The organism is Amycolatopsis sp. NPDC114505, assembly GCF_055633615.1.
Genome location: NZ_JBVKDV010000003.1, coordinates 1,209,667 through 1,226,952, shown reverse-complemented (window position 1 = coordinate 1,226,952; position 17,286 = coordinate 1,209,667). Strand labels below are relative to the sequence as shown.

General features: G+C 70.6%; 17 protein-coding genes and 1 pseudogene. 7 read left to right on the top strand and 11 right to left on the bottom strand.

Annotation, left to right across the window (positions count from 1 at the left end):
• Positions 1 to 27 precede the first annotated feature (27 nt).
• Both ACZ7OU_RS35045 and ACZ7OU_RS35040 read right to left on the bottom strand, forming a co-directional pair.
• Positions 28 to 990: pseudogene (locus ACZ7OU_RS35045) on the bottom strand (cytochrome P450).
• Positions 991 to 1,345: 355 nt separating this feature from the next.
• Positions 1,346 to 2,512, bottom strand: coding sequence for a hypothetical protein (locus tag ACZ7OU_RS35040; protein WP_470242612.1), 1,167 nt, complete (start codon positions 2,510 to 2,512; stop codon positions 1,346 to 1,348).
• Positions 2,513 to 2,712: 200 nt separating this feature from the next.
• On the opposite strand from ACZ7OU_RS35040, the gene ACZ7OU_RS35035 reads away from it, so the two are divergent.
• The 4 genes from ACZ7OU_RS35035 (at position 2,713) to ACZ7OU_RS35020 (ending at position 5,220) form a co-directional block, all read left to right on the top strand.
• Entirely contained in the window at positions 2,713 to 3,153 is a 441-nt protein-coding gene (locus ACZ7OU_RS35035; RefSeq protein WP_470258502.1) for a GNAT family N-acetyltransferase, read from the top strand.
• A gap of 96 nt (positions 3,154 to 3,249) precedes the next feature.
• Complete coding sequence (locus tag ACZ7OU_RS35030) at positions 3,250 to 3,828, top strand: TetR/AcrR family transcriptional regulator (protein WP_470258501.1); 579 nt, start codon at positions 3,250 to 3,252, stop codon at positions 3,826 to 3,828.
• Positions 3,825 to 4,487 carry a maleylpyruvate isomerase family mycothiol-dependent enzyme gene (locus tag ACZ7OU_RS35025; RefSeq protein WP_470258500.1) on the top strand — a complete coding sequence of 221 codons (663 nt, stop codon included), beginning with the start codon at positions 3,825 to 3,827 and terminating at the stop codon, positions 4,485 to 4,487. Before ACZ7OU_RS35030 ends, ACZ7OU_RS35025 begins: the two co-directional genes overlap by 4 nt.
• Positions 4,488 to 4,623: 136 nt before the next feature.
• Positions 4,624 to 5,220 (top strand): VOC family protein, encoded by a 597-nt coding sequence (locus tag ACZ7OU_RS35020; RefSeq protein WP_470258499.1) that lies wholly within the window; start codon positions 4,624 to 4,626, stop codon positions 5,218 to 5,220.
• 39 nt (positions 5,221 to 5,259) lie between these two features.
• On the opposite strand, the gene ACZ7OU_RS35015 is transcribed toward ACZ7OU_RS35020, so the two are convergent.
• The 4 genes from ACZ7OU_RS35015 to ACZ7OU_RS35000 all read right to left on the bottom strand — a co-directional run bounded on the left by ACZ7OU_RS35015 (position 5,260) and on the right by ACZ7OU_RS35000 (position 8,852).
• Positions 5,260 to 6,414, bottom strand: a complete 1,155-nt coding sequence (locus ACZ7OU_RS35015; protein WP_470258498.1) for a 4-hydroxybenzoate 3-monooxygenase — start codon at positions 6,412 to 6,414, stop codon at positions 5,260 to 5,262.
• Between the two features lie 121 nt (positions 6,415 to 6,535).
• On the bottom strand, positions 6,536 to 7,309 hold the full coding sequence (locus ACZ7OU_RS35010; RefSeq protein WP_470258497.1) for a helix-turn-helix domain-containing protein: 774 nt from the start codon (positions 7,307 to 7,309) through the stop codon (positions 6,536 to 6,538).
• A 5-nt stretch (positions 7,310 to 7,314) separates the two neighbouring features.
• Positions 7,315 to 8,067, bottom strand: coding sequence for a DinB family protein (locus tag ACZ7OU_RS35005; protein WP_470258496.1), 753 nt, complete (start codon positions 8,065 to 8,067; stop codon positions 7,315 to 7,317).
• A gap of 41 nt (positions 8,068 to 8,108) precedes the next feature.
• The gene (locus ACZ7OU_RS35000; protein WP_470258495.1) at positions 8,109 to 8,852 is read right to left on the bottom strand and encodes a TetR/AcrR family transcriptional regulator; all 744 of its coding nucleotides are present in this window, start codon (positions 8,850 to 8,852) and stop codon (positions 8,109 to 8,111) included.
• An 83-nt stretch (positions 8,853 to 8,935) separates the two neighbouring features.
• On the opposite strand from ACZ7OU_RS35000, the gene ACZ7OU_RS34995 reads away from it, so the two are divergent.
• Entirely contained in the window at positions 8,936 to 9,154 is a 219-nt protein-coding gene (locus tag ACZ7OU_RS34995; RefSeq protein WP_470258494.1) for a hypothetical protein, read from the top strand.
• Complete coding sequence (locus ACZ7OU_RS34990) at positions 9,151 to 10,110, top strand: zinc-binding dehydrogenase (RefSeq protein ID WP_470258493.1); 960 nt, start codon at positions 9,151 to 9,153, stop codon at positions 10,108 to 10,110. The genes ACZ7OU_RS34995 and ACZ7OU_RS34990 overlap by 4 nt, the downstream gene beginning before the upstream one ends.
• Before the next feature lie 27 nt (positions 10,111 to 10,137).
• On the opposite strand, the gene ACZ7OU_RS34985 is transcribed toward ACZ7OU_RS34990, so the two are convergent.
• The 4 genes from ACZ7OU_RS34985 to ACZ7OU_RS34970 are packed head-to-tail and all read right to left on the bottom strand — an operon-like array spanning position 10,138 to position 13,902.
• Positions 10,138 to 10,779: an alpha/beta hydrolase gene (locus tag ACZ7OU_RS34985; RefSeq protein ID WP_470258492.1), complete on the bottom strand. Its 642-nt coding sequence runs from the start codon at positions 10,777 to 10,779 to the stop codon at positions 10,138 to 10,140.
• The gene (locus ACZ7OU_RS34980) at positions 10,776 to 11,954 is read right to left on the bottom strand and encodes an acyl-CoA dehydrogenase family protein (RefSeq protein WP_470258491.1); all 1,179 of its coding nucleotides are present in this window, start codon (positions 11,952 to 11,954) and stop codon (positions 10,776 to 10,778) included. The genes ACZ7OU_RS34985 and ACZ7OU_RS34980 overlap by 4 nt, the downstream gene beginning before the upstream one ends.
• Complete coding sequence (locus ACZ7OU_RS34975; protein WP_470258490.1) at positions 11,951 to 12,937, bottom strand: alpha/beta fold hydrolase; 987 nt, start codon at positions 12,935 to 12,937, stop codon at positions 11,951 to 11,953. The genes ACZ7OU_RS34980 and ACZ7OU_RS34975 overlap by 4 nt, the downstream gene beginning before the upstream one ends.
• Before the next feature lie 11 nt (positions 12,938 to 12,948).
• On the bottom strand, positions 12,949 to 13,902 hold the full coding sequence (locus tag ACZ7OU_RS34970) for a VOC family protein (RefSeq protein ID WP_470258489.1): 954 nt from the start codon (positions 13,900 to 13,902) through the stop codon (positions 12,949 to 12,951).
• 155 nt (positions 13,903 to 14,057) lie between these two features.
• Between ACZ7OU_RS34970 and ACZ7OU_RS34965 the strand changes: the two genes are divergently transcribed.
• Positions 14,058 to 15,044 carry an AraC-like ligand-binding domain-containing protein gene (locus tag ACZ7OU_RS34965; protein WP_470258488.1) on the top strand — a complete coding sequence of 329 codons (987 nt, stop codon included), beginning with the start codon at positions 14,058 to 14,060 and terminating at the stop codon, positions 15,042 to 15,044.
• Positions 15,045 to 15,180: 136 nt separating this feature from the next.
• On the opposite strand, the gene ACZ7OU_RS34960 is transcribed toward ACZ7OU_RS34965, so the two are convergent.
• The gene (locus ACZ7OU_RS34960; RefSeq protein ID WP_470258487.1) at positions 15,181 to 17,235 is read right to left on the bottom strand and encodes a PQQ-dependent sugar dehydrogenase; all 2,055 of its coding nucleotides are present in this window, start codon (positions 17,233 to 17,235) and stop codon (positions 15,181 to 15,183) included.
• Positions 17,236 to 17,286 lie beyond the last annotated feature (51 nt).

Below are 17,286 nucleotides of genomic sequence, written 5' to 3'. Positions count from 1 at the left end.
AACACGTGAGACCCCGGCCGGGCCGCGTCACCAGCTGATCGGCAACGCGATCGGCCCGCGCAGTGCCATGCCGGTCCTCCACTCGATCTCGTCGTCGGGCACCGCCGTCCGCAGTCCGGGGAACCGTGCCAGTACCGCCGTCAACGCCACCTGGATGTCCATGCGCGCCAGCTGGGCCCCGATGCAGTGGTGCGGCCCGTGGCCGAAGGCCAGGTGTCCCTTGGCGTTCCTGGTCACGTCCAGCCGGTCGGGATCGGGGAAGTGGCGCGGGTCGCGGTTGGCCGCGTGCTTGGCCAGCAGCACGGGTTCGCCCGCGCGCACGGTGCCGCCGCTCAGCTCCACGTCCTCCAGCGCGTACCGGGGGAGGATGTCGGAGACCTCCTGCGCCGGGATTCAGCGCAGCAGTTCCTCGACGGCGCCGGGCATCAGCTCGGGCCGGGAGCGCAGCAGCTCCAGCTGGTCGGGGAACCGCAGCAGGGCGTAGACGGAGTTCGCGATCTGGCTCGCCGTGGAGTCGTAGCCGGCGCCGAGCAGCATCACCGTCAGCTGCACGAGCTCGTCGGCGGTGAGCCGGTCGCCGTCCTCCTGTGCCACCACGAGTGCGCTGATCAGGTCGTCTTCCTGGCGTTTGCGACGCAGGTCGGCGAGCCCGGCCAAATAGCCGCCGAGCTCACCCAGCCGGGCCAGCTTCTCGTCGTCGGTCAGTGCCGTGACGGACATGAACGCCGCGGCCAGCTCCTGGAAGTGGTCACGGTCTTCGTACGGAACGCCGAGCAGTTCGCAGACCATGAGGCCGGGCAACGGGACCGCCAGCGCCGTCAGCAGATCGACGGGCGGACCGGTCTTCTCCATCTCGTCCACCAGCTCGCCCGCCAGGCGTTCCGCGCCCGCGCGCAGCTGTTCGACGCGGCGCACGGTGAACGCGTGCGCCAGCAGCCGCCGCAGCCGGGTGTGGTCCGGCGGGTCGAGGTCGGTCAGGATCGCGCCCATCCGCTGCGGGCCCAGCCGCGGGGTGTCCCGCACGGCCGCCTGGGCGAGGCTGAACCTGGTGTCGCCGAGCGCGATGCGGACGTCGTCGTACCGGGTGAGCAACCAGCCCTCCTCACCGTGGGGGAGCTTCACGCGGGCCAGCGGTTCGTCGTCGCGCAGCCGGCCGTATGCCGGGTCGATCTCCAGCCCGGCCACCGGACCGAACGGGTAGGAACGCACGTTCATGACACCCTCCAGGACGGACCGTACCGCCTGGAGGGGCTCGACTCCATCCTCGCGGGCACGACGTCCCGCCGCACCGGAGTCGGTCCACTTAGGACAGTGGCTGGGCGACGCTTGGGTGTACCGGGGGCGGTCAGGGCGAAACGGAGTCCCGGTGCAGGGTGAGGTAGACGGCGCGGACGGCGAGGGTGCGTTCGATTTCGTCGATGAGGGGGGCGAAGAACTGCTTGCGGTGCTCGGTGTCGCTCATCGAGGTGACCGCGAAGTACATGCTGCCGAACCCGGCGAGCAGGGTGGCGTTGCGCAGCAGGGCGACCGGGACGCCGGGCAGCAGCGGGGAGATCGCCGGTTTCGCGCCGATCCACTGCTCGGCGGCGGCGGGGGTCACGATGATCACGCCGAGGAGGACGAAGAAGGCGAACAGGGCGAGCCCGATGACCGCGGCCTGGACCAGCTGGCGGGTGGCGAGCACCAGCAGCAGGTTGCGCTTCTGGCGTCCGCTGAGGCTGACCGCGCGGATGGGCCCGTCGAGGGTGACGGCGGACAGCGGCGTGCCGGCGCAGGCGGCGGTCAGCATGGGCGGGCTGAAGTCCTGTTCGACGCGGCCGATCTCCTCGCGCAGGCGGGCGGCCGCGGCGAGGACGGTGACGGCGCCGAAGAGGGCGACGACGAGGGCGAGGCGCCACCAGTCGAGCTGGTTCATCAGCTGCCAGAGCTCGCCGGTGAAGAAGAGGAACAGGGTGACGAAGAGTAGGACGGGCAGGGCGCGCCCGAGGACTTGGACGCTGTTGCGGAGATCGGTGACGGCTTGCCGGATGGCTTGGCGCAGGAGGGTGCCGAAGCCGTAGGTGGTGCCGAGGTAGGTGGCGGCGAAGGCGGCGGCGAAGAAGACGAGGAAGGCGAGAACGCCGAGCGCGCGGGCGCCGGGAAGGGTGATGGCGCCGTCGAAGGCGAGCTGCAGCAGCGGGACGGCGACCGGCATCGCGGCGTAGGTGGTGAGGACGGCGATGGTCGCGGCGCGCGAGAAGCGGGGGAGGCGCCGGACGAACAGCGAGATCGTGACCCAGGCGGCGATGGTCACGGCGATGACGACGCCGAGCAGGACCCACCGGCCGGAGCCGGCGGTTTTGAGCGGCACGAGCCAGGCGAGGCTGGCGAGCATGACGAAGGCGAGTGCGGGCAGCATCCGCGGCAGGATGTGTTCGGCGAAGCCGTAGCCGGCGATCATCGTCGGGGTCCCGCGTCGGAGGAACCAGCGTTCGGTCCGCTGGACCCGCGCCCGCGGTGATGATGTCGGCATGGACAGATGATCCCCGGTGGCGGCGGCGTTGGCCCGATCGGGTCAGGTCGTCGCCATCGACGGTGAGGACGAACACCGGCCGTGCGTTTCCCGGATCCGAAACGCAGCCGTCGGCTATCGTCTGACATCGAACGCCTTTCCCTGGACGGTTTCCTGATGCTGACTCGCTTTGCGGTAGTACTCAAGAGTCTCGACGAGTGATGGCTGACCACGTGGTGCGGCAGGCTCGACCCGCTGATCGCGACCGCGTCTGGTCCTTGGTGCGGGAGTTCGCCACGTCGTTCCGGCCGGAACGCGCTGCCTTCGACGCGTCGTTCGGCATCCTGCTCACCACGCCGGGAAGCCTCGTCCTGGTCGCGGACACGCCGGCGACGGACGTGGCGGGGTACCTGCTCGCCCACAACCACACCACGCTGTTCGCGAACGGGCCGGTGGCCTGGGTCGAAGAACTCATGGTCGACGAACGGGCCCGAGGCGCCGGCGTCGGTCGTGAACTCATGCAACGGGCGGAGGCATGGGCCGCCGAGGCCGGCGCCGCCTACCTCGCCCTCGCGACCCGGCGCGCCGGCGACTTCTATCGCGCCCTCGGCTACGACGACTCGGCGGTCTTCTTCAAGAAGACTCTTTCCCGCCGCGAGTAACGGCTTCGTCAGCGGACCAGGCGGGCACCGCAACTACCACCGTAGTCTGAAAGACAGTATTTGCTGTTAGAGGTACTACCATTGTAGTATCGCGGCATGGTCAACCGCCGTCAGCAGCTTCTCGATGCCGCGATCGCCGTACTCGGCGGCTCCGGGATCCACGGGCTCACCCACCGGGCCGTGGACGCCGCCGCCGGGCTGGCGGCGGGTTCCACCTCCAACCACTTCCGCAGCCGGGACGTGCTGCTGGAGGCCGTCACCGAACGGATCATGGAGCGGGAGCGGGCCATCTGGGAGGAGATCGCCACGACCACCGCGCCCACCACTCCGGCCAAGCTGGCCGAGACGCTGGTCGAGGCGGCCCGCGAAGCGGCCGGCCGGCACCGGGACCTGACCGTGGCGCGGTACGCGATCCTCCTCGAGGCGGCGAACCACCCGCCACTGCGACGGAAGCTCACCGACGGCGGCGCCCGTGTCCTCGCCTGGTTCCTGAACTGGATGCGCATCGCCGGCTCCACCGACCCGGAACGCGAGGCCCCGCTCATCATGAACCACTTCACCGGCCTGGTGCTGCACCAGCTCGCCAACCCTGACCCCGAGTTCGGCCCGACGGCGGAGATCACCGAACTCGTCCCCCGCGTCATCCGGCCACCGGGAACGGAGGAACGGTCATGACCCGCAAAACTTCTGCCGGACTCGGCCACGAGCGGGTCTGGCAGGTCATCGGCGACCAACGGCGAAGTCTCGCCGGCCTGCTCGACGAGCTGTCCGACGAGCAGTGGCAGCACCCGTCGCTGTGTGCCGGATGGACGGTGAAAGACGTGGCCGCACACCTGACCCTGCAACAGCTCGGCCCGCGCGACGTGCTCGGCACGATGGTGCACTGGCGCGGCACGATGGACCGCACGATCCAGCACGCCGCCCGCCGTCGCGCCACGTCCTGGACCACCGGCCGGCTCACGGCGGAGCTCCGCACCATGGCCGGCTCACGCCGGAAGACCCTGGGCGTCACCGAGCTGGAACCGCTCACGGACGTCATGGTGCACAGTCAGGACATCGCCCTGCCGCTGGGCTTCCGGCTGGACATGCCCCCGGACGCCGCAGCGGCCTCGGCGGGACGCACACTGGCCATGCGCTGGCCGCCGCCGTTGCCGACGGTGCGGATCGTGCGCGGGTTCGGGCTGGTCGCCACGGACGTGGACTGGTCGGCGGGCACCGGTCCGCGGGTGACCGGACCGATCAGCGCCTTGCTGCTGATCGCCACCGGCCGCACCGCGGCGCTGCCGCAGCTGTCCGGCGAGGGAGTCCCGCAGCTCGCCGCCGCCCTTTCCTGAACCCCGGCGATCGATCGCCGGGAGCCGTCCGGTCGTCAGCGTGACCGCCGGCGAGCTTCTCGCGTTACGCGAAGTGGTGTTCGCACCAGCAAAGAGCTCCGTGTCGTTTCGGCGGGTCCGGGCTTACCTTCGGGCGGTGGCGAACGAACTGACCATTCCGCTCCTGCCCTGTCCTTCCATCGACGAGATCGCGTCGTTCTACGAGATGCTCGGCTTCGAGATCACCTACCGGCAGACGCGGCCGAACCCGCACGTCGCGCTGCGGCGGGAAGATCTCAACCTGCACTTCTTCGGCATGGACGACTACGACCCGGCGCAGTCGTACAGCACGTGCCTGGTCGTCGTGGCCGACACCGGCGAGCTGTTCGAGGCCTTCGCGGCGGGGATGCGTTCCGTGCACGGAAAACTGCTCGTCTCCGGTATCCCGCGCGTGACCCGGCCGCGGCTGCGCAACGACCGGTACACCGGGTTCACCGTCGTCGACCCGGGCGGCAACTGGATCCGGATCCACCAGGCCGCCGAGGAACCCGAGGCGCGGACCAAGCTCGCCAAAGCCATGGAGAACGCCGCGAGGCAGGCGGACGCGCGCGGCGACGAACGCCAGGGGCTGAAGATCCTGGAAGGCGCGTTGAAGCGGGCGACCGGCGACGAACCGGAGCTTCAGGCGGTGCGGGAGTACCGCGACGAGCTCGTCGAACGGATCAAGGGGTCGGAGCCGCGTCCAGGCGCTTGAGCGCGGGCCCGACCGCTTCGAGCCCGATCGTGCGCGTGCTCAGCTCTTCGGCGTGCGCGGCCGGAGGAACTCCTCCAGGTTGGCCCGGGCGACCTGCTTGAGGAACTGCCCGCGGTAGGACGCGTCACCGGAGTCGTGCATCGTGTCGGTCATCGCGACCGCGGCCGCCTGACGGTCCCAGACGTGGGTCAGGCAGGTGTCCGAGTAGCTCTCCAGCAGGCTCGAATCGTCCTTCTCGACCTGCTGGACGACCGCGCGGGCGAGGACCTCGGCGTCGTGCAGCGCGAGGCTCATCCCCTCCGCGCTCATCGGGGAAATCAGGTGCGCCGCGTCCCCGAGGAGGTAGAGCCTGCCGTAGCCCATGGGGCTGAACACCACACCGCGCAGCGGCACGACCTGCTTGACGGTGATCGGCCCCTTCCGCACGGGTGTGCCGAACCGTGCTCCCAGTTCGCTCCAGATGCGGTCGTCCGGCCAGTCGTCGACGGTGTCGGTGACCGGGCACTGCAGGTAGACGCGGCTCGCGTCCGGTCCGCGGGTGATCTGTGCGGCGAAACCCCGGGAGTGCACCGCCATCACGGCCGGCGGGTCGGCCGGCACGGCCGTCATGACGGTCAGCCAGGCGTACCCGAACTCGTGGGTGTGGCAGGTGAGGAAGCCGTCGGGGATGGCCGTCCTGCTGACGCCCTGGTAGCCGTCGCTGCCGGCGACGAAGTCGCAGCCGATCACCCTGGCCGTGCCCGCGGCGTCCCGGTAGCGGACCTGCGGGTTCTCGGTGTCGAGGTCGTCCAGTGAAATGTCCTCGGCTTCGAAACGGAGGTCGCCGCCGTCGCGGAGGAATGTCCTGATGAGGTTGCGGACGAGGATCTGCTGGGGGATGAAAGCCCCTTCGGCGTCCTCGTAGTCGTCCATTTTCCATTCGCGCTTCTCGCCGTCGATGAACAGCGGCATCGCGGCGTCGGAGGAATCGTGGCCGGGTCCTTCGACGACCTCTCCCACCCCCCATTCGTGCAGCATGCGCACGCCGCGGGCGTCGAGGGAGCCGGCCCGTTGCCGGTGCTCGACGTATTCACGGCTGTGCTTTTCCAAGATGACGCAACCGATTCCGCTGCGCAGGAGGAAGGTGCCGAGCGCGAGCCCGGCGACCCCGCCGCCCACGACGACCACGGTGGTGTTCTCGTCTGCCTGTGTCATTGTTTTCCCCGTGAAGAATGATCGTTGACGCGTGAAACTGTCGATCTCCACTGTGGACGTGCGGACGATTGCCGTCTACCGATAACCGGACGGTCGATAACGGAAACCCGCCAACCTGGTCCTACCGGCCTCGCTCGCGCAGATCGGCTTGGTAGCGCCCGGGGGTCTGCCCGATGACGGCGGTGAACGCCTCGATGAAGGTCGACGGGTTCGACCACCCGCAGGTGATCGCCGTGTCGGTGACGGAGACACCCTCGGTGAGCCGGATCAGGGCGTGGTGGATGCGCAGGATGGTGCGCCAGCGGTGAAAGCTCATGTCGAGGTCGGTGTGGAACAGGCGGCTGAGGGTGCGTTCGCTCGCCCCGACGGCCCGCCCCAGCTCGGCCAACGTCGTGTTCCGGCCGGGATCGGCGTGCAGGAGATCGGTGACGGCGCGCAGCCGGTCGTCGCGAGGCTCGGGCAGGTGCAGCGACCGCTCGGGAATCTCGCCGAGTTCGTCGACCACCACCGCCCGCAGCCGCCGGTCGGCGTCGGCGGATTTCGCCCGGCGACCCGTCAGCGCCAGAATGCCCTCCCGCAGCAGCGGCGACACCGCGAACACGCACGGGTATGCCACGAGCTCATCGCACTCGCCGGACGGGACGGCGACGATGCGGGCGTCGGTCCGGCCGTAGAAACGGTGCGAGTGCTCGAAACCCGGCGGCGTCCACGTGACCCGGTCGGCGGGAGCCACCCACGTCCCGTACTCGGTCGTGGTGGCGAAGGCTCCGGCCGCCGCGTACACCAGCTGCCCATCGGGGTGGGAGTGGCTTTCCAGGTGATAGCCGTGCGGGAGCCAGCCTCCGCCCTGCGGTGTCGTCCCGGACGGGACGGAGTGGTGGCGGGTTTCCCGCATCGGTGTCAACCGGCCTCGAGCACCGCGAGGTCGCGCACCGCGTAACGGTGGTGCTCGGCTTCTTCCTTCAGCACTACCTTGAGGCAGCGGCGCACGACGTATTCCTGCTCGGGATACGGGTCGGCGGGCTTGCGGCCGCACACCCGGTCGAGCTCGGCCGTGGTGAGCCCGTCGACGACCCGTCGCATCGCGGCCATGCGGGCGAGCCGCGGCGCGAGCACCTCGTCGAGTGTCGGGGTGGCTTCGAGGGTGAGGCCGAGTTTCGCCGCCTCTTCGGGCGGTGTCCCGCCGGCGGGGAAGCCCAGCGGGTGGTAGGGCGCGTCCTCCTCGAGCACGGAGTTGCCGAGCCAGGCGTCGCAGGCGAACAGCAGATGCCGTTGTGTCTCGACGAAGGACCACTCGCCGTCGACCCGCTCGTGGAGTTTGGCTTCGGGCAACAGCCTCGCCCGGTCGAGCGTCGCGCTCCACTGGGTCTCGATGGCGTCCAGGGCGGCCCGGTAGTCCTCGGGGGACGCCGCATTCCGCGCCAGCGCCCGTGCGGGGTGCCGGCGGTCGAGCTCGGCCTCGACGTAGGCGGTCACGTCGACGTCGTTGACGACGAGGCGCTCGAAGGCGCCACCCAGGTAGACGTCGCTGCCGTAACAGTCGACGATCTTCAGGCCGGTCACTTCGCAATCGCGGATCTCGAGGCCGGTGAGGTCGCACAGGTGGATACGGGCACCGCGGAACTGCTCGCTCTGGGTGTATTCGGAAGCCATCGAGGCAGTCTCGCGGACTTGTCCCGCACGCGCTACGTCGATCATCGAGCGCGCCGCACATCGCGTGTGAGCCCGTCCAGAAGAGCGACGAGGCCGTGCTCGAACTGGACCGTGAGCGGGTCCGCTGCCGCGATGTCGCTGTTCCGGTCGGTCCCTGACTGCTGCTGGTAGAGAGCCGCGAGGCGCGGGAACTGCCCGGTGGCGAGCTGCTGCTGCCCGTAGGTGAGGGCGTCGGCGAGCAGCCGGGGATTGTGCTCGGCCTGGGCCATGCGGGTACGCGTCTCGATGGTGTGCAGGGCGCTGCCGAACACGTAGTCGTCCACGATCCCCCAGAGCGACAGCTTCGCCGCGGGGTCCAGCTCGAGCCGGTCGAGCGCGGCCAGCGACTGCTCGATGTGGCGCATGGCGTTCGGGCCGAACTGGGCGTCGTCGAGCGACGCGATGGACCACGGGTGGGCGAGCAGGACGTCACGGGTGCGCCGGGCGATGACAGTGACGGCCTCGCGCCAGTCCGCGGGCAGCTCGTCGTCGGGGATGAGGAGGTCGGCGAGGATCGAGTCCTGCATCAGTGCGACCAGGTCGGCCTTGGTGCGGATGTAGTAGTAGAGGCTCATCGTGCCCGCCCCGAGCTCGGCGGCGACGCGCTTCATCGTGACGGCCCCGAAGCCTTCGGCGTCCGCGACCCGCACCGCGGCGGCGGTGATCTGCTCGCGGGTGAACCGCGGCCGGCGCTCGTGGGGCTGCGGTCGCAGCCAGATCAAGTCGCTGCCGTCCGTCTTCGCCATTTTTCCTGTCCTCGCCTTGTTCGTGCGTGATACGATTATGCTGTTCGTACGTGATACGAACAAGCGACCACGAGGAGGACTTCATGTCGGCATCGATCACCGAACGGCTCCACGGGCACCTGCACAAGCTGCCTGGGATGCCCCCGCACTCCGAAGCGGGCCGCCGGAACCGGCACCACCACGGCGGGCACCACCGGTCGCTGTCCACCCCGAACGGGCAGCACGCCCGACCGCCGCGGGTCCTGGTGGCGTGGCAGAACTGGATCGGCGGCCTGTTGGCGCGGCGGGGTGATCAGCGGTGAAAGCGGCGGTCCTGCACGAGTTCGGGGCCGTGCCGCGGTACGAGGACTTCCCCGATCCGGTAGCGGGCGAAGGCGAGGTCGTGGTGGAGGTGAACGCCGTCGCGGTGGAGAACGTCGACAAGGCCGTCGCGGCGGGCACCCACTTCGCCGCCCGCCACTTCCTCCCCGAGCTTCCCGCGGTCGTCGTGTTCGACGGGATCGGGACCCTGCCCGACGGCACCCTCGTCGGCTTCAGCCAGCCGCGCCCGCCCTTCGGCGCGCTGGCCGAGCGCACCGTCGTCCCGGTGGAGAACACGACCCCGACGCCCGAGGGGATCGACCCGGCTGTCGCCGTCGTGATCTCCTCCGCCGTGACCGGTTTCGCGATCAGGACCGCCGCCGGTTTCACCCCTGGCGAGACCGTCCTGGTCCAGGGCGCGACCGGCGTCGCGGGACGGCTGGCCGTGCAGGTCGCCTGGCTGCTCGGCGCGGGACGCGTCGTGGCGACCGGCCGCGACGACGACGCGCTGGCCGAAGTCATCGGTCTCGGTGCGGACGCGGTGATCAACACCGCGGTGGCCGACGACGAGCTCACGGACGCGTTCGCAGCTGAAGCCGGCGACGGCTATGACGTGGTGCTCGACTTCCTGTGGGGGCGCCCGACGGAACTGTTGCTCAAGGCGCTGGTGCCGAGCCGGATCGGCCGGCCGAAAGCCACCCGTCTCGTCCAGGCCGGGGAGTCGGCCGGAGCCCGGATCGCGCTTACGGCAGACAGCGTCCGTACCTCCGGGGTGGAGGTCTACGGCGTCGGCAAGGGCTTGGACGGACAGGCCGTGGCCGAGGCGTACGGCCAGATCGTGCGGTGGACGCGCGCGGGGGAACTCGTCGTCGGGATCGAGCGCGTCCCGCTCGGCGACATCGAGACAGCCTGGCAACGAACCGACCTGCGCGGCAGGAGGCTCGTCGTCACCGGATGAGACCGGGGCGATCGCCCGGGCCTAACGTCACCGCATTCCCGCTGAGCCGGGCGCGGCCACCGTGTCGAGCAGTTCGGTGGCCGTCGCGCAGGCCTCGTCGGTGATGATGTGGTCGGTGCCCGGGTCGATGCGCAGGTCCACCTCCGCTCCCGCCCGCCGCAGCAGCGCGGCCGTCTCCTCGACCCGGTGCCGGGGGACCCACGGGTCGTCCTCGATGCTCCGCAGCACCACGGGAACTCCGCGCAGGGCCCGGTCGTCCGGCGCCGGCTGCACCGTGCCGAGGTAGCCGCCGGTGAACAGGACGAGTCCGGCCACCGGCCGCGGGGCGCTCAGCACCAGGTGCGACAGCAGGCAGGCGCCCTGGGAAAAGCCCCACAGCACCACCCGTTCACGGCCGAAACCGGCCTCGGCGAGCCGGTCGAGGCACGCTTCCAGCACCCGCACCGACCGGTCCAGCGCCGGCTGGTTGCGCTCGACCGGTTCCAGGAACGACAGCGGGTACCACGTGTTGCCCTCGGCTTCCGGCGCGAAGAACCGCGCTGACGCCGTGCCGAGCCGCTCAGCCGTCGCCCGCATGAACGCCGGGTCCTGGCCGCGGCCGTGCACGGCGAGCACGGCCACGGCCGCCCGGTCCGCCGGAGCGCCCCACTCGGTGAGCGAAGGGGTCACGGCGCTTCCCGGAGATCGAGGAACACCCACCGCGCGCCGGGTGCCAGGCCGCTGAGCAGCTTTCCGCAGTTCTGCAGCACGACCGGGCTGGACGTGATGTGCTGGGTGCCGGCGTGCAGGTCGCGGAAGAACCGTTGCAGGACACCGTGGCGCAGGGCCGCCGTCGCCGCCCACTTGTAGACGGTCTGGCCCACGGCGTGCACCGACCACGTGGTGTTGTTGAGCATCAGCCGCGTCAGCGTCTCCTGGTCGGTGTCCAGCGGCTCGCCGCGGTCCAGGGTGGCTTCGTTGTCCGCCCAGACCTCCGTCGCCCACGCCCGCGCCGCACGCAGTTTCGCCTCGGCCTGGGCGTACTCGGCGTAGAACTGCTGCGTGTCCACCGACGCGCCCCGGCCGCCGGTCTTCTTGGCCACCAGCACCTTCATCTCATCGAGCATCCGGCGGCCGACGCCGAGCGCCCAGCCCGTGTGGCAGACGCCGGCCATGTTCGCCAGTCCCATGCGGTAGATCGCGCCGCCGTGCCGGACGTCGGTGGTCGCGATGCCGTAGACGTGGCTCTCCGGCACGAACACGTCTTCGCACACGTAGTCGTGGCTGCTGGTCGCGCGCAGGCCCATGACGTCCCAGTTGTCGATCACGGTGGCCTGCTCCTTGGGCAGCGTGAAGACCAGTGCCTCGCCGGTTTCCTCGCAGAGCGCGGCGGTGTGGATGTGGGTCGCCATCGAGATCCCGGACGCGAAGTGCCAGTGCCCGCTGATGCGGTAGCCGCCGTCGGTGCGCACGGCCGTGCCGAGCTTGGTGCCCTGGCCCGCGATGAGCGTGTGGTCGCCGTGGCCGGCGTCCGGGTACAGGTCCGCGACGGCCTCCGGGCCGAGGTAGGCGGCCGTCGTGCCGGTGACCATCTGCACGGCCATGAAGGCCCAGCCCACCGAAGCGTCCGCCGAGGACAGTTTGGCGATCGTGTCGATCACCTGGCGTGGCGAGAACTCGTAGCCGCCGAGTTCGCGGGGGATGCCGACCTTGAACGCGCCGGTCCCGGTCAGGGCCTTCGCGGTCTCGTCGGGGACGCGGCCGAGTGTCTCGCCCTGGTCGGCGGTTTCCTCGATGAGCGGCGTGATCGCGTCGAGCCGCGCCATGACCGCGTCGAATTCGTCGCTGACGTGCAGGTGGTTCATGACGTCCCTCCTCGGGTGCTCAGCGTGGCCAGGATCCAGTCGATGACGGGCTTCACGGTCTCGTCCGAGTTCGCCTCGAAGATCAGCCCGTGCCCGTTGCCGGTGATGCCGAAGTCCGGCAGGTGCAGCTGCTGGGCGTCGGCGCCGGCGGTGGTCAGGAACTCCACGACCCGCGGGGCGAACCCGGCGAACGCCGACGCCCCGCCGGTCACCACCGCGATGGGCTTGCCCGCCAGCGCCGGGATGCGCCGCCCGACGGCCTCGGCCGGGTCACCGGCCGGCGGGTCGTAGGTGATCTCGGCGCTGGTGAGTCCCCAGGTCAGCGTGCCGAGCCCGGGGAACCGCGCGAACGGGGGACCCATCGGCTCGATCGCCGCGATGGCCGCGACCCGGTCCGGCCGCGCGTCGGCGGTCAGCCAGCCGACCGGGCCGCCGGCCGAATGGGTCACCAGCACGGCCTCACCCACGAGGTCGAGCAGCCTGCCCAGGCGGTCCGCGTCGAGGCGCTGCGACTCGGCCAGGTCGGCGGGCAGTGGTCCCATCGGGCAGAGGAGCTGGTCGACGTGCTCGGGCCCGTACGTCCATTGCGTCTGCGCGTCGCGCAATTCCTCGGGGAGGAAGAGCGCCTGCGCCGCCTCGTACGGGAACGGCGCGCCCATCGGGCCGACGACGTCGGGGTGGTACGGCGAGCGTCCGTGCCCGCAGCGATCGACGACGTAGACCGCGAAGCCCGCCTCGACGAACCGGGTCGCCCACCCCGGCCTGCCGTCGGGGGTGCCCGTCCAGTCGGTGCCCTGACCGCCGCCCCCGTGCACGAGCACGAGCGGAACGGGATGGGCGTCGCCCGGCGGCGCCTCCCACTGCACGAACAGTGGGGCCCGCTGCACCGTCCCGTGCTCCGTGCGCACCCGCTCGCCGGGTATCCAGAACTGTCCACGCCGGACGGTGATCTCGTGCCCGCCGGCGACGTGCGGTGCCGTCATGGCCGCCGCCCTCAGATGTCGATCGGTTCCAGCCGTCCCAGGATTTCGTCGCGGCGGTGCTCGAACTGTTCCGGCAGCTGGAAGCGCGTCCCGAGCTCGTGCGGGGACTCGTCGCAGGTCCAGCCACCGTCGGCGTGGGTGACGGCGAGCTCGAACAGCGCGCCGCTCGGGGTGCGCACGTAGACGCTCTTGAAGTACTTGCGGTCCTTCAGCTCCGAGATGTCGGTGTAGCCGCGTCCTTCGATCGAGAACTTCAGCGCGTCCTGGTTCTCCAGGGTGTCGGCGTTCCACGCGAAGTGGTGGTAGGTGCCGGCGCCGTAGCCCCAGGTGCCCTGGTCGTCGGTGCGGTTGACGGTGATCTCGAGGTGGTTGCCGTGCTTGGCGTCGCCGATCCGCAGCCCGATGACGTCGCCCTCCTCGGCGAGGCCGTCCTGGGCGAAGAACGACTCGCCGGCGAACTCCACCATGCGGTCGGGCGTGGCCATGTGCACCCCGATGCCGTGGATGCCGTGGATCGCGTGCTCCGGCGGCACCCCGTGGCCCGGGTGGCCCTCACGCTCGTCGCCGCTGTTCCCGACGAACAGGTATTCGATGCCCGACGGGTGCCGGAACGCGAGCCGGCGCTTGCCGAACCGTTCGACGTCGGTGACCTCGACGTCGTGGTCGGTCAGCCGGCCGTGCCAGAAGTCCAGCGAGTGCTCCGGGACCGACAGCAGGACCTCGCGGGCCTGGTTGGTGCCGCGCTTGCCGAAGAACCCGGCCTGCGCCCACGGGAAGGTCGTGACGACGCTCGACGGGTCGCCCGCGGCGTTGGAGTAGTACAGGTGGTAGATCGGCAGGGAGCCGTCGAACAGGACGGTGCGCTTGATGAAGCGCATCCCGAGGATCTTGACGTGGAAGTCGACGTCTTCCTGGGCGTCGGCCACGGAGAGCGTCACGTGGTGCGAACCTTGCACGTAGGTCATGGGTGGCTCCTCCACACTGAGATGTCCGCCGAGGCGAACTGTAGGAACGCGGCCGGCCGGCGTGTGGCGCGAGAGCGCACGGCGATGTCGAACCAGCGCACTGGTCCGCGGCGGGGCCCCTGGGTACCGTGGGCGGACCGACCGTGGAGATGACGATGACGTCATTCACATCGCTACCAGCGCAGTTCACCGGCGTGGCGCCGCGACCGATCACGCTCACGTCGTGGGCGGACGCCGTCCGGCGCAGCGTGCTGACCTTCGAGTTCGACTGCGACCGGCCGGAGCAGTTCACCGGCCGCGTCCGCGACCGGCACCTGCACGGCGTCAGCTTCGTCGACATGGCCTCCGGACGGCACGCGGCCTACCGCGACCACCGCACGATCCGCGCCGCCGACGCCGGGTTCTACGTGCTCACCCTGCAGCTCGCCGGCGAGATCCGCATCGCGCAGGACGGCCGCGTCGCGCTGTTGAAACCCGGCCTGTTCGCGTTGTACGACTCGGGCAAACCGGCCACGCTGACCGTCGGCGACGGCTACCGCTCGACCTGCATCCGGTTCCCCAAGACCGCGATCACGCCCCGCCAGGACGATCCGCTGGCCGAGATCACGGCGACGCCGTTCGCCTGCGCACCGGGTCTCACCGACACGGTGTGGAGCACGGTGCTCAGCGTCAACCGCAACCTCGAGGCGCTCGGCCCGCACGGGCCCACCACCATCCGGTCGCTGATGACCCTCGTCGGCACGATGCTGCGCGGCGAACTCGGCAACCACGTCCCGGCGCGGCCACCGCAGGAGGACCTGCTCGAACGCATCCTCGCCCACATCGACGCCCACCTCGCCGAAGCCGACCTCGACCCGCGCGGGATCGCGGCCGCGCACTTCGTCTCACCCCGGGCGCTGCACACCCTGTTCGAGCGAACCGGCACGACGGTGTCCCGCCACATCCGCGAGCGCAGGCTCGAACGCTGCCGCCTCGACCTGGCCGACCCGGCACTGGCACACGTGCCGGCGTCCGCCATCGGCGCGCGGTGGGGATTTCCGGGAGCGTCGCATTTCGGGCAGGTTTTCAAGCGGGAGACGGGCCCGGCACCCGCCGAGTTCCGCCGGCAGATGCTGGCGGCGCAGCCGAGTTCGGACCGGTAGGCCACCGTCTCGGCGCGCCCGGGTCTGTCGCTCGTTCGCCGGCACCGTCCGGGTCGGTACGAAGCCCACGCCGGACGCCGTTGATCACCCTCATCGCGCTGCCGCTGCTCACCGCCTGCTCATCTGACCGCGACGGCTACCCGCCCAACGCGACGTGGAAGATCCGCTCGTCGCTGTTGTCCGGGATGCTGTCCTTGTCGCCGTTGTTGGTCGTGGTCAGCCACAGGCCGCCGTCAGGGGCGGGTTCGACCGTGCGCAGCCGTCCGTAGGTGCCGTTGAAGTACGCCTGGACGTTCGTCAGGTCGCTGCCGCTGATCACTTCGCGGTACATCCGGGTGCCGCGTTCGCAGGCGACGTAGAGCACGTCGCGGACGATGGCGATGCCCGAGCAGGAGCCGTCCGCCGTCGAGTACGTCCGCTTCGGGGGGATGAACCCCGCGGTGCCGCACGTCCCGGAGGTGCCTTCGCACGCCGGCCAGCCGTAGTTGCCGCCCTTGGTGATCAGGTTGGTCTCGTCCATCACCGCGTTGCCGAACTCCTGCTCCCACAACCGGCCCTGCGAGTCGAACGCCAGGCCCTGCGGGTTGCGGTGGCCGTAGCTCCACACCGCGTTGCCGAACGGGTTGTCCGACGGCACGGTGCCGTCCGGGTTGAGCCGCAGGACCTTGCCGTTGAGGCTGGCCTTGTTCTGCGCGTTGTCGCCGTTCTGCGCGTCGCCGGTGCTGGCGTACAGCTTGCCGTCGGGGCCGAAGCGCAGCCGGCCGCCGTTGTGGAACTTGTTGCGCAGCAACCCGCTGAGCAGGACCTGCTCGGTGCCGAGCCGGTCGTTCTCCAGCTTGATCCGCACGATCCGGTTGTCGGTCGGCGACGTGTGCATGACGTAGAGCCAGTGGTCGCCGGAGAACCCGGCCGAGACGGCCAGGCCGAGCAGCCCGCCTTCACCGTCGGTGTTGTCCACGCCGGGGACCGTGCCCACCGACGTCTTCGCCCCGGTGGCCGGGTTCAGGTGGACGATGTCGTGCGCGTCGCGCCTGCTGTAGAGGATCGTGCCGTCCGGCAGGGTCACCAGGCCCCACGGGATGTCGGTGTCGGTGGCGATCTGCGTCACCGCGCACACGGAGTCGCCGCAGGCCGCGCCGGTGGTCACCGTCGTGGCCGCGCTGGGCGCCGACACGTTCGCCTGGGCATCTCGCGCGACGACGTAGTAGGAGTAGCTCGTGTTCGCGGCCAGCCCGCTGTCGACGAAGGTGGTCGCGGGCGGCGCGGTGGCTGTCCCGGTGACCGCGCCGACCTTGGCCCCGCCGCGGTAGACGTCGTAGGCGCGGACGCCGATGTTGTCGGTGGCCGCGGTCCAGTTCAGGGTCACCGTCGTGCCGGACGCGCTGCCGGCGAGGTTCGCCGGCGCGCTCGGCGCCTGGGTGTCCGGCTGGCACTGCGGCGGCGTGACCGGCACCGTGGCGCTGGCCTGTGAGACGTTGCCCGCGGCGTCCCGCGCGTTGACGTACAGGCCCCAGGTCACGCCCCCGACCACGGTCAGGCTGGTCGAGAGGGTGTTCACCGACTTCATCAGCTGGCCGTCGTGGTAGACGTCGTAGAACGCGACACCCACGTTGTCGGTGGCGGCGTCCCACGAGAACGTCACGGCGTCGCAGACCAGGTCGCTCACCCGGGGGTTGCCCGGCACGCCCGGCGGCTGGGTGTCACCGAGGGCGGTCCGCCACTTCTGGTTGCCGCCGCCGTTGCAGGTGTACAACCCGACCAGGGTGCTGTTCGCGGTGCCCGCGCCGGTGACGTCCAGGCAGAGGCCGGACTGGACACCGGTGATGGTGCCGTCGGCGTTGATCCGCCACTTCTGGTTGGCGCCGCCGTTACACGGGTAGATCTGCGCGTCGGCCGGGGAGGTGGTGCTCGCGCCGGCGACGTCGAGGCACATCGTGCCGTCGTACACGCGCAGCTCGCCGGCCGCCGTGAACGTCCAGGCCTGGTTGGCCTGCCCGACGCAGTCGTAGATGTTGACGCGCGTCTTCGCCGCGGTGCCGGCGCCGACGACGTCCAGGCACCGCCCGGAAGCCACGCCGACCACGGTCGAGCCGGTGGCGGCGGTCGCGGGCGCGACCACGACTGCAGCGGCGGCGATCACCGCGGTCAGGACACCGAGGAGCAGCCGGCGGTGGACGTTCGAAGGGGACATGCTCTTACCTTTCGCAGGCCCGCGGCCGGCCGTCAAGACTTGTCCGGCTGC

What these genes read in the sequence shown, in the direction of transcription:
- ACZ7OU_RS35040 (WP_470242612.1), bottom strand. Translation starts at nt 2,512, where the DNA reads ATGCCGACATCATCACCGCGGGCGCGGGTCCAGCGGACCGAACGCTGG.
- ACZ7OU_RS35035 (WP_470258502.1), top strand. Translation starts at nt 2,713, where the DNA reads ATGGCTGACCACGTGGTGCGGCAGGCTCGACCCGCTGATCGCGACCGC.
- ACZ7OU_RS35030 (WP_470258501.1), top strand. Translation starts at nt 3,250, where the DNA reads ATGGTCAACCGCCGTCAGCAGCTTCTCGATGCCGCGATCGCCGTACTC.
- ACZ7OU_RS35025 (WP_470258500.1), top strand. Translation starts at nt 3,825, where the DNA reads ATGACCCGCAAAACTTCTGCCGGACTCGGCCACGAGCGGGTCTGGCAG.
- ACZ7OU_RS35015 (WP_470258498.1), bottom strand. Translation starts at nt 6,414, where the DNA reads ATGACACAGGCAGACGAGAACACCACCGTGGTCGTCGTGGGCGGCGGG.
- ACZ7OU_RS35010 (WP_470258497.1), bottom strand. Translation starts at nt 7,309, where the DNA reads ATGCGGGAAACCCGCCACCACTCCGTCCCGTCCGGGACGACACCGCAG.
- ACZ7OU_RS35005 (WP_470258496.1), bottom strand. Translation starts at nt 8,067, where the DNA reads ATGGCTTCCGAATACACCCAGAGCGAGCAGTTCCGCGGTGCCCGTATC.
- ACZ7OU_RS35000 (WP_470258495.1), bottom strand. Translation starts at nt 8,852, where the DNA reads ATGGCGAAGACGGACGGCAGCGACTTGATCTGGCTGCGACCGCAGCCC.
- ACZ7OU_RS34995 (WP_470258494.1), top strand. Translation starts at nt 8,936, where the DNA reads ATGTCGGCATCGATCACCGAACGGCTCCACGGGCACCTGCACAAGCTG.
- ACZ7OU_RS34980 (WP_470258491.1), bottom strand. Translation starts at nt 11,954, where the DNA reads ATGAACCACCTGCACGTCAGCGACGAATTCGACGCGGTCATGGCGCGG.
- ACZ7OU_RS34975 (WP_470258490.1), bottom strand. Translation starts at nt 12,937, where the DNA reads ATGACGGCACCGCACGTCGCCGGCGGGCACGAGATCACCGTCCGGCGT.
- ACZ7OU_RS34970 (WP_470258489.1), bottom strand. Translation starts at nt 13,902, where the DNA reads ATGACCTACGTGCAAGGTTCGCACCACGTGACGCTCTCCGTGGCCGAC.
- ACZ7OU_RS34965 (WP_470258488.1), top strand. Translation starts at nt 14,058, where the DNA reads ATGACGTCATTCACATCGCTACCAGCGCAGTTCACCGGCGTGGCGCCG.
- ACZ7OU_RS34960 (WP_470258487.1), bottom strand. Translation starts at nt 17,235, where the DNA reads ATGTCCCCTTCGAACGTCCACCGCCGGCTGCTCCTCGGTGTCCTGACC.